We start from the raw sequence: 14,856 nt of genomic DNA on the forward strand, positions 1-14,856 counted from the left end.
GCAAGCCGCGCGGCGAGCCCTGGGAACAGAGGAACGGTAGAAGATCGCCGCACGGCGATTGGCCCGCCTGTCGTAGGCCGCGTTCGAGGAAGCCGGCCGTGAGGATGTTCATGGGGCTTCGCCGAGTGGATCGGGCCGTGGGGGCGGGTGTCGGGAAGCGGGGATCGGGCTGCGGAGGGTCTCGATGGCGGGCGTGAAGGGCCGGCACCGGGCGGCTCTCCTGCGCTGTCCCTGTGCGTCAGCGGACGAGCCGTCGGGCGTCCCAGACGAGGATGGAGGCGCTGCCCAGGTGCCAGGTGGCCAGGTACCGGCCGTCGGGCGAGGTCCGCACGCGGTGGTCCCAGCCGCGGTGGTCCGGGGTGAACTCGCCGAGCAGTTCGCCGGTGTCGGTCCGGTGGAAGCGGACGGTGTCTCCCGGGACGGCGAGCCAGCGGCCGCCATCGCCGACGGCGAACGGTTGCGAGCCCGGGATGTGCAGGCGCTCCCGGCCGCCGGGCAGACCCAGGATCCGGACCCCGTCCCGGGTGACGGTGGCCAGCCAGCTGCCGTCGGGGGCGAAGGCCAGGCGGTAGACGGACCCCGGTGACGTGGGGAGTTCGGCCCGCAGTTTGCCCGAGGCGGGGTCCCACAGCTGGATCCGCCCGCTCTGTTCGCCGACGGCGACGGTCCGGCCGTCCGGGGAGCAGGCCATGGCGGTGACGAGGGTGCGGTCGTCCGACTCCTTCCCGAGCCGTCTGATCGCGTAGGTCGTGCTGTCGATGACCGCGGGGCGGGGCCGGGTGTCGGTGGCGACCCAGGCACCGCCTGGGTCGAGGGCGAGTTGGGTGGTCCAGCCGTCGACCGACCGCAGGCGCCGGCCGGTGGCGGCGTCCCACCAGCGGGCGGCGTCGTAGTCCCCGGTGATGACCCGGCTGCCGTCCGGCGTGATCGCGCACACCTCGTGGACCCCCTCGGTCGGGCCCAGCACGTGCCGCACGCTCCGGTCGGCGACGTCGTGGATCCGGCTGGCCTTGTGGCCCGAGGCCGTCACCAGCCAGCTGCCGTCCGCCGCCAGGGCGACGTCCTTGACATACGACGGGGACGGCAGCACGCCCACCAGGGCTGACGTCAGGTCGGTGGCGACGCGACCCGGGGCCTCCTCCCGCAGCTCCTGCCGGAGGCGGTCGACCTCCGCCCGCAGGACGGCCTCGCCGGCCAGGGCGTCGAGCAGCAGCCCGGCCCGGAGAACCGGGTCCGGGCAGGCGCGGCGCTCCAGGCGGTGGGCGACGCGGTCCACGGCCCGGCGGGCCGCGTCGATCTCGGGGGTGTCGAACATCGCCAGGTCCGCGCGGAGTGCGGCCACGCCGCAGACCCTGACCTTCGCGGCCTGCCAGCGGGGGTTTTGCACCAGTCGTACGGCGGCGGCGCGGTCGTGGGCGGCGATGTGCCAGGGCAGGTGGTGCCAGAGGTAGGTCTCGGCGACCGGCAGCTGCCACCAGTGGCCGCCCTCCGGCGGCAGGGTGACGGCCCGGGCGAGAATCCGGCGGTGCCCGGCGCGGATCTCCTCCGGGGTGCGGTGGGAGGAGATGAGGGCGTGCAGCCGTCCGGGGAACGTGATCCGCCGCAGTCCGTCGCCGCCCCGGGGCAGGGCGACGAGTCCCCGGCTTTCCATCATCGGCAGGACGGTCAGGGCGGGGAGCTCCGGCGAGACGTCCTCCCAGCCGACGGCCAGGTCCGACAGCAGGATTTCGACGTCCGGGGGGAGGGCGGTGAGCGCCAGGACCTCGTCCCGGAAGCTGTGGAGGTCGCCCAGCGCCTCCCCCTCCGGGCCGCCGCCCCACTCCGCCGCCCGGGCGGCCGCTGCGGCAGCTCGGGCCCGTGTCTGCCGATTCCCGCGCCGGAACAAGTCCATGTGCCGCCCCTTCCTCCCCGACTGGCGGACAGTCAATCAGAGCCTCTGCCCGGTACACACCGCCGGACGGCCATGACCTCGCGGCCTCCGGCCCGTCAGGGCCGCGCAGGCCTCGGCGCCGGCCCTGACGCCGGCCGAGGCCGTGGCGAAGGCTGCGGAGGACTCCGCCGACATCACGTCCCTCCGTTACCGGATCACCGGATCACCGGATCTGTGCCGGATCGGGGCCGGTTGACCGTCGACGCGGCCCTGCGCACGGCGCCGCTGTCAATGACCATGGAACTGACCATGCCGGACCAGCGCGCGAAGGGCCCGCTGAGTATCCGGTTCGCCGATAAGGCGATGTACGTCGGCGGTGGTGCGCTCGACATCCGGAAGTTGGGGAGATCCGCGAAGCTGGACCCCGGCAAGTTGAACGGCAAGAGCTGGCTGCGGATCGAGCCGGCAGCGTGGGGTAGGTCTCATCTCCGTGGACAACCGGTCCTACGGCATACTGCCCCACCAGGTCGAGGGCAGCCCGATCGTCCAGTCCACGCTGCTGACCGGCGCCAAGAACGCGAAGAAGATCGGGCGCCGAGACGATTCTCGGCGCCCGCACCACGCACTACCGCGGAACCGTCACCTTCGACGGATTGCGGGCCGCCCAGGATGCTGCCACCGACAAGACCAGCCGGGAACGCCAGACCCGCAGCCACGACCAGTTCATCGCGCTGGAGCTCGACAAGAACCTCATCATGGATCTGTGGATCGACGACGACAGGCGCACCAGGCAGTTCCGCATGCGGGGCGCCACCTACAAGATGCCCGACAACGCCGGTGAAGCGCCGACCGTCCGTGATCCCCTCGACATGACCGCCGCCTTCCTCCGGATCAATGAGCCGCTCACCGTCACAACCCCGTCCGCCGGGGACACCACGGACCCGGGCGCCCTGCTGGACGCACAGACCGGCTGACCATGTCCTGCCTTCCAGGCGCCCAGGCGCCCAGGCGTTGGCACCGAGGCCGGCACCGCCGGCACGGCGCATCGAGTGCGGCGCCGAGCTCCCTGCCTCGAGCCTCGACCTGCCTCGACGCGGGAACATTTCGATTGAGTTCGAAACGTTGGGCTGTGCCGGGTTTGCGGCCGTAGAGTCGGCGTTTGCGGTCGGGTTCACGGCCGCACCCTGCCCTCGCCGCTTCTCCACAGAACTGGAGTGTTCTGATGCAGCCCACCCACCGCGCCCGCGGCCTCGCTTCGGCGGGCGCGACGGCCGTATTGCTCATGGGACTCGCCGTAGGGTCCGCAAGTGCCGCGGTGCCGGCCCGTCCAGCAGGACCTCAGAACGTCTGCTTCGAGCGCGAGACGTGCTGGGTCACCGCAAACAACGTCATTTACAGGGCTTCCCCCGGTGGCACCCCGTTAGGGCAGGTGCACCGGGGTCAGGGATTCGACACCGTCGAATACCGCGACGGCTGGTTCCGAGGAAATCTGTGGGGCGGAAGGGCCAACGTCTGGATCTACGCGGACTACCTCGACTCGACCCGTCCCTGACCCGCCGACGAATTGCACGGCCCGGAACCATCGCCGTCACATGAAGGTTCGGGCTGTCCGCAAGATGATCGCGGGTGGACGAAGTCCCTTGTGTTCGCAGGGGCTTCGTCCAGAACCTCGATCACCGGGTACCGGTGTGGTGAGGCCGGCCTTGGCGGCCCACGGCCCTACTGCCCTGTACCGCTGGCGGCCGGCGCCTACGTCGCTCGGCGCCAAGGCTGTTCGATCACGATTGAAGAGCTTTGCCGGAAGACCGCCAGCCACAAAGGATGGGGAGCGCCGACGCGGCGGACTCCCACATAAGGACGGACATTGGTTGTCCGTCAGGAAGTGTCGTCTGCCGGCCGATGGTGCTGCGGCCGGCACTCAACGGGGAATTGAGGTCTGATGATCAGGAAATGGATTGTCGGCGCTGCGGCTGGTGCAGCATTGGTGTTGAGCGGGAGCGTGACGGTCGGCCAAGCCGACGCCGAACCCGCGTCGCCTGCCGCGGGATGGGACCGCTGCCCGGCCGGGAACTTCTGCATCTTCGATGGTCCCGACGGGACCGGCGGGATGGCATGGTTCCGGTCGGGCTCCGCGGATCTGCGGGGCCAGGGAATGGACAACCGCACGACCTCGTACTGGAATCGCTCGTCCAGCACCTTCACCATGTATGACGGTTACAACTACACGGGCGAGGACGCCTGCATCACGGCGAACTCAGGCCCGTGGACGATCACAGGGCACTACGACAACGTAGCCAGTTCGGTGAGGGCCACCCCCGGACGTACGTGCCCCCTCTGAGGCATCTCGGACACTCCTTGCATTCCGGGAATTGAGCCGACGGGGGCGGTGGCGGGTCCGGCATGGAGGTATCTTCCGGACCCGCCACCTTTCGGGCTGAGCCGGGGGCTCGGCAGCAGAATTCGTCAGCTCAGGTAGCGCCCGGCAGTAGGCCTGGCCGGCCGCGTCACTCAGAGAGCGTTTCCTCCAGCCGTTTCATCCCGGATTGCCGGGTTAGGGCGGCTCAGGTGTCGCGCCAACTTGGGGTGGATTCGGCTGTGAGACGACGGGTCATGAGATTGATCATCGCGAGGAGATCATGGCTTCGGAGCGGTGGGAGTGGGCCAGCCGCGCGGCCTGCGGACCGGCGTCCGGCACGAATTGCGGGTCATGGGCAATAAGCAGGTGGCCATCGGGCTGGTCACGGCCGTCGTGGGATTCGGCGGATTCTTCGCCGTCTGCAGTTACCTCGTGCCCTTGCTCACCCATCTCATGGGCCTGTCCGACTGCTCGACCATGCTGGTCCTGGCGCTCTACGGCGTCGGCACGACCCTCGGCACGCTCGCCGCGGGTCCCCTCAGGGACCGCGCCCTGCGCCCGACGCTGTACGCGGGACTCGCGCTGATGTCCTCGGCGCTGGTGGCGTTCTGCTTCACCGTCCACCTCACCGTGCGCGCCCTCATCACCACGCCGGTCCAGATGCTGCTGATGGCCAAGGCGAAGGACGCCCCGACCATGGCGGCGGCCTCCAACCATTCCGCCTTCAACTTGGCCAACGCGGGCGGCGCCTGGCTCGGCGGCCTCGCGATCTCGGCGGGCTGGGGCTGGGGCTGGGCGTCGCCGTCGCTGGTCGGCGCGGCCCTGGGCGTTGCCGGGCTGGGCCTGGCGTTCATGGGCGGGTTCATGGACCGCGGCGGCAGCCGTTCCGAGGTGATCACCGGCGCCCAGCGGGAGCAGGCCGTCGCCTCTCAGTCCCAGAGCGGATAGGACACGGTCGGGCCGAACTGCTTCGGCCGGGCGGCCGGGTACGTCAGCGTGATGCGGGAGTAGTGCGACACCTGGGGCTGCTTCTTCCAGGGCCGCGCACGGTCCAGTCGCACGGCCACCGGGTAGGCGTGGAAGTGCCCGGCCGCGCAGTACGGCTTGCAGTCGTTGACCCAGTTCACGCCCTCGGCCCGCGCCGAAGCCGCGTCCCATCGGGTCCAGTGCAGGGAGGCCAGGCGGCTGTTGCCGTCCCCGCAGGCGAGCATGAAGTCCGTCGGCCGCACATACGGGTGCCACAGGCAGTCGACGAGGACCGGCGGCGCGGTGCGTGACTGGACGGTCTGCGTCACCGGTGCCGGTGCGGGCCGGGCCGCGGGCGAGGTGCCCGCGGCGGTGGCCAGGGTGGCCGCGGCGAAGACCGCGACCGTCGTGGTGAGTGCGCGTAGCTGCATGGCCGATCCCCGCTGCCGCTGGCCGACGGATGTCCCGGTTTCGACGTTACGACCGTGGGCCCGCGCTCACCACTCGAACAGAGCAGAGCGCGGTCGACTCAGGCCGCTGCCGCCGGTGGCAGTGGGAAGAGCATGCAGGAACTGGTCGCGTGCGCCAGCACCCGGTCCTCGGTGTCGACCAGCGTGGCCTCGGCGAGAGCCGTCTGCCGGCCGCGGTGGACGATTGTGCCGATGGCCCGTACCGGGCCGGTGTCCACCGAGACCCGCTTGAGGAACTTCACGCTCAGGTCGAGCGAGGTGTACCCCATGCCCGCGGGCAGCGTGGACTGCACGGCGCAGCCCAGCGCCGAGTCGAGCAGGGTGGCGTAGACGCCGCCGTGCACACTGCCGATCGGGTTGTAGTGCTCCTCGCCCGGGGTGAGCGAGAAGACCGCGCGGCCCTCGGACACCTCGTCCAGCGTGAAGTCGAGAGTGGCGGAGATGGGCGCCGCCGGAAGCCTGGCGTTCAGGACGTCACGCAGGAAGTCCAGGCCGGACGAGCGGCCCACGGCACCGGCCGTGACCATGGGGTCGTCCCATGTGTATGTACGTGTGCGTCCCATGCGTCTGCGCCTTCCCGGCTGACTTTGTACGGCGAAGCTAGCCTTGCCCGCAGCTGACTGTCAATGACGAAGCCAGCTGGCTATCATGGCCCGGTGGACTGGCTCGCATTCAGCACCGAGAACTGTTCGGTGCAGCGCACCCTCGACGTGGTGGGGGAGAAGTGGACGCTGCTGATCGTGCGGGACGCGGCCAACGGCGTGCGCCGCTTCGACGATTTCCGCAGGCACATCGGCCTGTCGGAGGCGGTCCTCAGTGACCGGCTGCGCAAGCTGACCGAGGCTGGCATCCTCACGACCGTCCCCTACCGCGAACCCGGCAGCCGCTCTCGCAACGAGTACCGGCTGACCCGGAAGGGCTGGGACCTGTGGCCGGTGCTCGTCGCCCTGCGTCAGTGGGGCGAGACACACAACCCGGACCCGGCCGGCCCGGTCCTCGACATGCGGCACAGCGCCTGCGGATGCCCGGTCCGCGCGGTCGTCGCATGCACCGGGGAGCACGGCGCGCTGACGCCGGGGGACGTGACGGTCGAGCCGGGGCCGGGAGCACGACCCCTGACCTGACGCGACGCGGCTACACCGGTGCCGGGCGTCCTGGCCGAGCATCGGCTCCAGGTCCGGGACTGTAAGACGTTTGGTGTAGCTCCCGATCATGGAAGATGCATCGATGACCAGTGAGAACGTGTCCGAGTCCGAGGGTGGCAAGTCCACAAGCGCGGTGCCGGCGAAGGCCGTTGACGACCAGTTGATCGAGGAGCTGGTGGGCCGCGCCCAGGCCGAGGGGCTGCAGCTGACCGGTGAAGGCGGCCTGCTCCAACAGCTGACCAAGCGGCTGCTGGAGTCCGCCCTGGAAGGCGAGATCACCGACCATCTCGGCTATGACAAGCAGGACCCTGTCGGCAAGAACGGCGGCAACTCCCGCAACGGCAAACGCTCCAAGACAGTACTGACCGACGTCGGGCCGGTGGAGATAACCGTGCCCCGCGACCGCGACGGCTCCTTCGAACCGAAGATCGTCAAAAAGCGGCAGAAGCGCCTGACCGGCGTCGACGAGATGGTCATCTCGCTCGCCGCGAAGGGCCTGACCACCGGCGAGGTGCAGGCCCACCTCTCCGAGGTCTACGGCGCCGAGGTCTCCCGCCAGACGATCTCGACCATCACCGACCAGGTCCTGGAGGGCATGGCCGAATGGCAGAACCGCCCGCTCGACACCGTCTATCCGGTGATCTTCATCGATGCCATCCACGTGAAGATCCGGGACGGTGCGGTGGCGAACCGGCCCATCTATGTGGCCCTGGCCGTCACGGTGGAGGGCCGGCGGGAGATTCTCGGGCTGTGGGCCGGTGACGGCGGTGAGGGTGCCAAGCACTGGCTGCACATTCTCACCGAGATCAAGAACCGCGGTGTGGGCGACGTGCTGATGCTGGTCTGCGACGGGCTCAAGGGCCTGCCCGAGGCGGTGGAGGCGGTCTGGCCGCGGACGATCGTGCAGACCTGCGTCGTCCATCTGCTGCGGAACTCCTTCCGTTATGCCGCCCGCCAGGACTGGGACAAGATCGCGCGTCCGCTCAAGCCCGTCTACACCGCTGCGACGGAGGAGGCCGCCCTGGACCGGTTCGCGGAGTTCGCCGATGCCTGGGGCAGGAAGTATCCGGCGATCGTGAAACTGTGGGGAGAACGCCTGGGAGGAATTCACCCCCTTCCTGCGGTTCGACACCGAGATCCCCCGCATCGTCTGCACCACCAACGCGATCGAGTCGGTCAACGCCCGCATCCGGCGCGCGGTCAAAGCCCGGGGACACTTCCCCAACGAGCAGGCCGCGTTGAAGTGCGTCTACATGGCGGTCATGTCCCTCGACCCCACCGGCAAGGGACAAGCCCGCTGGACCATGCGCTGGAAAACCGCCCTCAACGCTTTCGACATCACCTTCGACGGCCGCCTCTCCGCAGCCCGTCACTAACCCTCAACTACCCCAGTTACACCACTCGTTTGACAGTCCCCCGAAATCGGCCAGGGGCGCTCGTCGCCTCATTCGGTGCGGAGTTCAATGGAGTGAGGAGCTTCAACGAGCGCCCGCGGGGTGATTCCGGCCGAGGCCACCGGCTCGTGGAGTGGGCAGGGCTGTGTCGGAAGGCCAAGGGTGCCATTGGGGTCAACCGCAGCAGCTTCTAGGCTCTCGGCATGCAGCGCAGCGATGTCACAAGGGACGACGGCGCGTGGGTGGGCCTTTCGCTGGACGTGAAGGGCCGCCACCAGCCGGGGCTGTGCCTGTTCAGTGCCGGCCCGCAACTGCTGGTCTCCCAGCTGTCGCGGCCCGTGCTGCTCGCTGTGGTCGACGCGCAGCTCCAGGGCGTGAACTTCTGGCGCACCGACGAGTACCGCTCCTTCGTCCCGCCGTTGCGTGCCGATGTGGCGCGAGCCCTGGCGGGCAGCCCGGAACGGTGGGCTCACCGCTTTGCGCAGTACCTCATTGATTCGCCGGACAGCCCGTTGCACGAGGGCCGGTGGCTGCTCTCCTGTGAGAGTCCACTCCGGCGCTGGCGTCACGCTGACACTTCGCACGCCGAGTACTGGGGCTCGATGCTCGTCGACGGCCATCCGGACGGATACATCGACTGGTTCTTCCATTCTCATTCGTGGGAGGTCCTTCCGCTGCGGCCAATGCCCGATGCCGACGACAGCCGGGTCAAGGCGTACCGCAAGCAGGCCCGTGAAGGGACGCTGCCGCCCGTCGTGTTGTGGTGGGTCAGCGGCCTGGACTGCCATCTGATCCTGGACGGGCACGCGCGCCTCGCCGCGGCGATCGCTGAATCCGTCGAGCCGCCGCTGCTGCAGTTGCACCGTATGGTGCCGCGCGGTGACCTGGCCGAACGCATCGATCAGGCCGTGGGCTTCTACGAGGACGAACTGGCACGCTTTTCCGAACTCCGAGCCGTCCACGGCCTCACAGTCCCAGACGGCGCCGCCACCGCCGGTCCGCAGCTCGTCCGCCTCCTCCACGACCTGAACACCGTGGAACAACCAACCTGGGCCTGGCCCCTGCCCGGCGGAGAGGACCAGTGGCGTCACATTGCACGCGAGGTGACAGCCGGCCAGGACTGGCCCCGTGTCTGAGCCCTGTCGACTTTCTCCCGCTGACCGTTACGTCCGGATGTACCGCTGTACCGCCAGGAGCGCGCACACCCCGATGAAAGGCTGTCTCCCAGGCACGAGCTCCCACACGTAGGGCGGGCTCTGGCCCAAGCCGCCCTCGGCAGGCGGTGTGTGGCCGAGTCGGCCACACACCGCCCCTGGAACCGGCCGGCTGCGAGCGACGTGGGGAGATCCGTCGAGCAGGTCTGGGGTCACTCCCGAGCAGGGGGTGGGGATTTTCAAGGAGCCCCATCAATGGAATGTCTGACGGGTTACCTGGTCGAGGCGCAGCTGGAACTCGACGATCTCCATCTGCGACCTTCGCGACAGTTCATTCCGCAACCAGGCAAGCCGCGCATCCCTGCCCTCCTCCTGTCGTCGGCAGGTCTCCATCAGTCCCCAGAAGGATTCAACGTTCACTCGGCACACACTGCCAGGTGCCACTGACAAGCATCGAGATCACTTCCGCGAAGGCCAGGTCGATTGAGAATGCCGCCAACACCGGACCGTCGGCTACTTGGCAACTCCGCAGGTCAGTGCCGCGTCACATGCCATCCAATCTGCGACAGGACAGACGCGTGGTCGTGCGATTTGTGGTGGGGCACTCGCGAGGCCACCCGAATCAGCAGAACGATCGGAACTCCTTGAAGTCCGGCGTCGGGCGCGGATCAGGCAGCCGGTAGGCGCCGGTCCGCGGCCGACCACTGGCCGGGGCGGCGGTCCCGTCGGCCAGAGCGCCCGGTATCGGACGCCACCCCAGATTGGTCTCGAAGTACGCCACGGCAGCGGCGACCGATGGCCACCAGACATCGTCGAGCAGCACGACGCCGCCAGGTCGGACAATCTCGCCCAGGAAGTGGAGGTCGACGAACACGTTGTGGAAGTGGTGGCTGCCGTCGACGAAGGCCGCATCGGCCGCGAAGCCCGCGTCGGCCAACCGGGCAAGGAACCGTTGCGATGGCTCGGTCACCAGCTCGGCGATGTCATCCAGGCCGAGGCTGCGCAGCAGCTCCCACCCGACGCCGTCGTACGCCGTGAACTGGAACGGGTCGATCACCACATGCCGAGGGTTCCGTGAACCGGTGCGCAGCAGCGCCTCGCTGATCGCCAGCGCCGAGCCGGCATAGGCGAGTCCGATCTCCACGACCGTGCCCACTCGCTCGTCCACCAGGAGGTCACATACCTGATCACCGTCACGCTTCGGCAGCGTGACGGTGACGAAGTCCGGAGCGCCATGGGGACTCCGCGGCGGCCCGTGCTCGGCGAGCTCGCGGCGTACGGCTGCCACGCGATCCGGCCACTCGCCTGCGACTCCGTCCGGTTGCACGATCGAATTCACCAGGACACTCCTTCTCGCTGCGGGCACGGGACGTGGCCAAAAGTGACACTCTAGGCGGCCAACTGAAGCGCTCAGTCACAGAGATCGGACTACCGCGTGTTCACCGGGAACCGCCGCACTTCATCACGGGACGCCCACGGCCCTGGGGCCGCATTTCAGCAGGTCAGCGAATTCCGTCGGTTGGCCCTCTCGTCGGCGCACCGCGCGCGGCTGTCCAGGGAGACAGTGAACAGGTTTCCGGGCGGAGCTAGGGTCTTCGCTGTCCAGCCTCAGAGGTGGTGAAGCCGGTTTCCTCGCGCGAGGAGCGCTGACCGAAAGGGTTTGTCCCGCGGACGTACGTCGACGATGATCACTCCATGACCAACAGAAAGGGCCATGCCTTCTAGGCGCCCCGCTTCGCTCTCCACCGCTCGCGCACCGCCGACCGCCGCTCACCGCAGCGCCGAACGCCGTGACCGCCTACCCAGGAGAGCCCCGCCCGTGCAGAAGACTTCCCTCGTTGCCTACGCCCACCTTCCCCGAGCGCACCACGACCGCCACGTCCTGACCAGTACCGTCGATGTCTTCGGCATCGCCCATTGGCTGCTTGCCGACCGCGCTCCGCAGCCCGGCGGCGATGTCCTGCCCTTCGACGCGCTGGTCGTCTCCGTCCATCCGGGCGGCGACGTCGAACTCACCGAGCTGAGCGCCGTGCGGGCCCGCTGGCCGCATCTGGACCGCCTGACCGAGGGAGGGTTCGTCGTCGCAGCATCCCGCGCCCGTCGGTATGAGGACGCGGACCAGGTCCAGGTCTTCGACGCGCTCGGCCGTGAGACCTCGTCCTTCTCCGTCGGGGACGCCATCGAGCACCTGCTGGTGGACGAGGCCGGCCACATCTGGGTCGGGCACTTCGACGAGAATGCGGCCGGAATCCGCCGCTGGAGCCCCACAGGCCACCTCTACTGGACGTCAGACGGCGAAAGCATCCCCGGTCTCTTCGACTGCTACGCCCTGAACGTGTCGGGCACCACCGCCTGGGCGTGCCCGTACACGGACTTCCCGCTTGTGGAGATACGCCCGGGCCGTACCAACCGGCCCGTGAAGGTGTGGGCGAACCGTGTCCGGGGCGCCAAGGCGGTGGCCGTCCACGGCGAGCGGGTCGCCTTCTACGGCGGCTACGGCGAGGAACTGGACCGGCTCGCCCTTGGAGAGGTGACCGAGACGTCCGTCGAACCAACGGACGTCGGCCTACTCACCCTGCCCGACGGATCCCTCCCGGGCCACCGCCGGGTCGTCGGCCGAGGAAGCAGGATCTACGTCCAGGCCCAGCCGTTCACCGCGTGGGGCGTGTTCGAAGTCAGCGGCTGATACCCCAGCCCTGGCGCGCGCCGTCCTGGTGTCTAGCCCGTGGATCAGTGCCATCGGGGCGTCGGCGTGCGGTGGACGCTACTCACGCTTTCGCGGTACAGCGCCTCCACAGGCAGCTCGCCTCCGGCAGCCTCCACGATGCTGCGACGGCGCCCTTCGTCAAGGTTCATCCATGGAACATCGACGCGGGACAGGGCGCGCTGGAGGTCGTCGCGGCGCTCTCGGGCGGCGCTGAGGCGCTCTCTCACCTGGCGCTGGGCGACCAGGTCAGCGTTCAACCGGGACATCTGCCGCTGCGTGGTACCCGCGTCTCCGCCCGGCGGGACCGCGAGCTGCGCGAACATCTCGGCGACGAGGCTCGCCCACTACTGCGTGAGCGCTTCGCCGAGGTGTGAGAGAGCGCTGTTTCCCGGCATGCGCTGGCCGGGCAGAACTACGCTGGCACGGTGACCCTCTTGGCTCCCCAGCTGCCTGCCGATCCCTCGTTGATCATCCTCGCTTACCAGCACGAACACCCCGTCCAGGCGTACGAGTTCGAGAACACGCTGGAGGTGTGGACGGTGTCCGCCCGGATCGACGCGGACGTCCTGGCGGAGGAACTGGCCGCCTACAGCGACATGGACCAGGACGCGCTGGACGCGGTCCAGGACGTCACGGTGGGCCGCATGTCGTTCGTGCGGGTACGGATGTTCGGCCCGGACCATCCGTGGGAGGCGATGGACTCCTACACCGGGGACGTCTCCCGTATCGGCGAGGTGGTCCTGGACGTCGCTGACGGCCGATGGGAGCTGGCCTTCGAGGCCGCCCTCGCGCACCCTGTCGGTGACCTGCTCGTCATGGACCGGGTCATCCTGGAACCATCGTGGCGCGGCCTGGGCCTGGGCCCGGTGCTGGCAGGTGCTGCGATCCGGCGCCTCGCGCAGCCTGCCGTTACTGCTGGAAGAAGTGATCGCTGCCCGGCGGGCCGGTGAGGCCGGTGCCACCCTGGTCCTGGGCTTCCTCGGCCATGGAATGGCGCCGCCCGGGTGCGCGAACCCCACCGCCCGCGTGTACCGGCCGGCCCGCAACCGCTCTGCGAGATCCTGTGGCTGGCTCGCGTCCCGGCCGTGGCTGGAGCGCGACGTACTGCCCAACACTGGCGGCTGCCAGCCCTGCTGGCCCTGCCCGGAATCCGACGCGGAGGACAGAGGACCGGATCCTCGAAGAGGCCGCCGTCACCGGCGCCGACCCGCAACACCTGTGCGCGGTATTCAACATCACCCCCGACACCGGACTGCGCTACACCCGGACATTCCACCCCGACCCCTTGGCCGACCGAGACCAGGAGGACACGCCGTGACTGGCAACCGCCCTGGCTGCGTCCGCGTCACCGACCCACTCGCTCCGGCGGCGAAGCACTCGCTCACCCGGACACCGAATTCGTCATGCACGTCGACACCGAATTACTGACTGGCTTTGACCGCGAAAACCATTGGTGCGCGGCTTGCTCCGCTGATGGACTGACGCCCTACCGTGAGTCTGCCGCGTGACGGAGGTAGTGGTTGTGACAGGTTATGACGTGCTTGCCGAGGTGTACGAATGGCTCATCTCGGATGCAAAGTTGCCTCCAGCCGAGTTCGCTAAGTCGTTCGACGACGTCCTCAATCTCCTGCCGTCGAACGCTCACGTCCTCGACTGTTCGTGCGGAACCGGACAGTTGGCGGTTGGCCTCGCCGGTCGTGGCATGCAGGTTGTCGCAACTGACGCCAGCGAGGCGATGGTTCGCCGGACTGCAGAGTTGTCTGAGGAGTTCGGGGCATCCGTCCGGGCCTTACGAGCGAACTGGGAAGAGTTGCCCGACCATTTCCAGGACAACACGTTCGATATGGTGTTCTGCGTTGGCAACTCGCTTCACCATGCCGCGGGCGCGACAGGCAGGGGTGCTGCTCTGGAGTCGATGTCACGGCTTCTGCGCCCGGGAGGGCGCTTGGTGCTCACATCCCGGACTTGGGAACTCGTGAGGGCCAGAGGTTCCCGGCTGGACATCTGGGACCGACTCGTCCGCCGGAACGGTCGCGATGCCGTCGTAATTTACCGCTGGGAGATTGCGCCGCATTGGGAGGATGAGCACCATATCGAGATTGCGATCGCCCAAGTTGATGCGACTGGGCCGGTTCTTGTCCGCTCGGAACTGCTGTCCTGCTGGCCCTACCGGTACGAGGAACTCGAAGTCGAGCTGCACCGGGTCGGACTCCAGACGGAACTGAGCACGTTCGATCTTGAGGCCGAGAACTACATGGTGGTCGCGAGCAAGGTATAAACATCGGACTCTCAGTCCCTGGCCGGACCGCGCGGTTGCTCGCAGGACGCTTGCGCCCTCTCATCGGTGCGGGTTCAAGTGGTCAACGCAACGCAACGCAACGCAACGCAACGCCTCGGACGAGGAGTGTTCGTCGATCAGACGGCAGTAGATCCGGGGTGATGGTGTGGCGCTGTTTCCTGGTCGCATCCAGATCAATGAGCAGGATCTCGTCGATCAGCGGCGCGAACGGATCCAGCTTCGACGGCCGCGCCGAAGCGGTTGTCGTGCGTGGCTGCGGCCAAGCCGAGGTCAGGGCCTTGTTGACCGTGCTCCAGGTGACGCTGTACTTCGCGTGATGCCGGGCGGCGGGCACTCGCCTTCGCAGCTCAAGGCGTCGCCCCAACGACATCACGCATCAAGTCTCAGTAACCGGAACCGAGCCGTACACGGCCGAGGATCTCCGGCGGCAGAGCCAAGTTCGTGGTGCCAGCGCCTCAGAAATCGCGAACTCAGGCGCTTTTGTCGGCGACTACA

14 protein-coding genes and 3 pseudogenes are annotated in these 14,856 nt (G+C 68.5%); 10 read left to right on the plus strand and 7 right to left on the minus strand.

What is annotated here, in order from left to right; translation table 11 throughout:
* Positions 1-238 precede the first annotated feature (238 nt).
* Positions 239-1,891 carry a WD40 repeat domain-containing protein gene (locus AQI94_RS31645; RefSeq protein WP_062230049.1) on the minus strand — a complete coding sequence of 551 codons (1,653 nt, stop codon included), beginning with the start codon at positions 1,889-1,891 and terminating at the stop codon, positions 239-241.
* Positions 1,892-2,523: 632 nt separating this feature from the next.
* On the opposite strand from AQI94_RS31645, the gene AQI94_RS45930 reads away from it, so the two are divergent.
* Positions 2,524-2,844 (plus strand): hypothetical protein, encoded by a 321-nt coding sequence (locus tag AQI94_RS45930; protein WP_225890312.1) that lies wholly within the window; start codon positions 2,524-2,526, stop codon positions 2,842-2,844.
* Between the two features lie 965 nt (positions 2,845-3,809).
* Complete coding sequence (locus tag AQI94_RS46620) at positions 3,810-4,208, plus strand: peptidase inhibitor family I36 protein (RefSeq protein ID WP_078902857.1); 399 nt, start codon at positions 3,810-3,812, stop codon at positions 4,206-4,208.
* A 223-nt stretch (positions 4,209-4,431) separates the two neighbouring features.
* Here the strand turns inward: AQI94_RS46620 and AQI94_RS46625 are convergent.
* Positions 4,432-4,532 (minus strand): annotated as a pseudogene (locus AQI94_RS46625) (IS5 family transposase); the annotation flags it as partial.
* Here AQI94_RS46625 and AQI94_RS31660 point away from each other — a divergent pair.
* Positions 4,533-5,174, plus strand: a pseudogene (locus AQI94_RS31660) (MFS transporter); the annotation flags it as partial.
* Here AQI94_RS31660 and AQI94_RS31665 read toward each other — a convergent pair.
* Both AQI94_RS31665 and AQI94_RS31670 read right to left on the minus strand, forming a co-directional pair.
* Positions 5,156-5,623, minus strand: coding sequence for a hypothetical protein (locus tag AQI94_RS31665; protein ID WP_031050410.1), 468 nt, complete (start codon positions 5,621-5,623; stop codon positions 5,156-5,158). The pseudogene AQI94_RS31660 and the gene AQI94_RS31665 sit on opposite strands and share 19 nt — an antisense overlap.
* A 98-nt stretch (positions 5,624-5,721) precedes the next feature.
* Complete coding sequence (locus AQI94_RS31670) at positions 5,722-6,225, minus strand: PaaI family thioesterase (RefSeq protein ID WP_031050413.1); 504 nt, start codon at positions 6,223-6,225, stop codon at positions 5,722-5,724.
* Between the two features lie 93 nt (positions 6,226-6,318).
* Between AQI94_RS31670 and AQI94_RS31675 the strand changes: the two genes are divergently transcribed.
* The 3 genes and pseudogenes from AQI94_RS31675 (at position 6,319) to AQI94_RS31685 (ending at position 9,337) form a co-directional block, all read left to right on the plus strand.
* On the plus strand, positions 6,319-6,786 hold the full coding sequence (locus AQI94_RS31675) for a winged helix-turn-helix transcriptional regulator (protein ID WP_031050416.1): 468 nt from the start codon (positions 6,319-6,321) through the stop codon (positions 6,784-6,786).
* A 103-nt stretch (positions 6,787-6,889) separates the two neighbouring features.
* Positions 6,890-8,183, plus strand: a pseudogene (locus AQI94_RS31680) (IS256 family transposase).
* Positions 8,184-8,404: 221 nt separating this feature from the next.
* Complete coding sequence (locus tag AQI94_RS31685) at positions 8,405-9,337, plus strand: hypothetical protein (RefSeq protein WP_031050419.1); 933 nt, start codon at positions 8,405-8,407, stop codon at positions 9,335-9,337.
* 270 nt (positions 9,338-9,607) lie between these two features.
* Here the strand turns inward: AQI94_RS31685 and AQI94_RS44245 are convergent, their stop codons facing one another.
* A complete protein-coding gene (locus tag AQI94_RS44245) occupies positions 9,608-9,799 on the minus strand; it encodes a DUF4240 domain-containing protein (RefSeq protein WP_404817938.1) in 192 nt (63 codons plus the stop codon).
* A gap of 178 nt (positions 9,800-9,977) precedes the next feature.
* Positions 9,978-10,694 carry a class I SAM-dependent methyltransferase gene (locus tag AQI94_RS31690; RefSeq protein ID WP_225890313.1) on the minus strand — a complete coding sequence of 239 codons (717 nt, stop codon included), beginning with the start codon at positions 10,692-10,694 and terminating at the stop codon, positions 9,978-9,980.
* 480 nt (positions 10,695-11,174) lie between these two features.
* On the opposite strand from AQI94_RS31690, the gene AQI94_RS31695 reads away from it, so the two are divergent.
* The 4 genes from AQI94_RS31695 to AQI94_RS31710 all read left to right on the plus strand — a co-directional run bounded on the left by AQI94_RS31695 (position 11,175) and on the right by AQI94_RS31710 (position 14,340).
* Positions 11,175-12,041: a hypothetical protein gene (locus tag AQI94_RS31695; RefSeq protein ID WP_031050424.1), complete on the plus strand. Its 867-nt coding sequence runs from the start codon at positions 11,175-11,177 to the stop codon at positions 12,039-12,041.
* A 71-nt stretch (positions 12,042-12,112) separates the two neighbouring features.
* Positions 12,113-12,436, plus strand: a complete 324-nt coding sequence (locus AQI94_RS44775; RefSeq protein WP_158806309.1) for a hypothetical protein — start codon at positions 12,113-12,115, stop codon at positions 12,434-12,436.
* 51 nt (positions 12,437-12,487) lie between these two features.
* Complete coding sequence (locus AQI94_RS31705; RefSeq protein ID WP_031050430.1) at positions 12,488-13,012, plus strand: hypothetical protein; 525 nt, start codon at positions 12,488-12,490, stop codon at positions 13,010-13,012.
* A 572-nt stretch (positions 13,013-13,584) separates the two neighbouring features.
* Positions 13,585-14,340 carry a class I SAM-dependent methyltransferase gene (locus tag AQI94_RS31710; protein ID WP_031047217.1) on the plus strand — a complete coding sequence of 252 codons (756 nt, stop codon included), beginning with the start codon at positions 13,585-13,587 and terminating at the stop codon, positions 14,338-14,340.
* 82 nt (positions 14,341-14,422) lie between these two features.
* Here the strand turns inward: AQI94_RS31710 and AQI94_RS43320 are convergent, their stop codons facing one another.
* A complete protein-coding gene (locus AQI94_RS43320; RefSeq protein WP_199814335.1) occupies positions 14,423-14,734 on the minus strand; it encodes a hypothetical protein in 312 nt (103 codons plus the stop codon).
* Positions 14,735-14,856: the final 122 nt, after the last annotated feature.

This window comes from Streptomyces pseudovenezuelae (assembly GCF_001513955.1).
GTDB classification, from domain to species: Bacteria; Actinomycetota; Actinomycetes; order Streptomycetales; family Streptomycetaceae; genus Streptomyces; species Streptomyces pseudovenezuelae.